This window comes from Mesorhizobium sp. M1A.T.Ca.IN.004.03.1.1 (assembly GCF_003997555.1).
GTDB lineage: Bacteria > Pseudomonadota > Alphaproteobacteria > Rhizobiales > Rhizobiaceae > Mesorhizobium.
The window spans coordinates 1-233 of record NZ_RZTV01001156.1 but is presented as its reverse complement, the minus strand read 5'-3'; the positions used below and the strand labels follow the sequence as shown (position 1 = coordinate 233).

The 233-nt window shown below is 66.5% G+C and carries 1 protein-coding gene; it reads left to right on the top strand.

Going from position 1 to position 233, the window contains the following annotated elements; all coding sequences use genetic code 11:
- The coding region (locus EOD29_RS35315) for an SDR family oxidoreductase (RefSeq protein ID WP_127248938.1) at positions 1 to 233 on the top strand (233 nt) is incomplete at both ends.

Here is a 233-nt window from a genome sequence, read left to right as displayed (position 1 = left end):
CGCGAAACTGGTGCTGGCCGACAGCGAAGCCGAAGCCGGCAGGGCGAGCGCCGACGAGCTGGGCGCCGCCTTCATCCACACCGACATCTCGAAAATGGCCGACGCGGAGGCAGTCGTGGCATTGGCGCTGCAGCGCCATGGCCGGCTCGACATCATCGTCCAGAACGCCGGCATCTACCCATGGCAGCTCATCGAGAACACCAGTCCGGAAGACTGGGACCGCGTCATGGCGG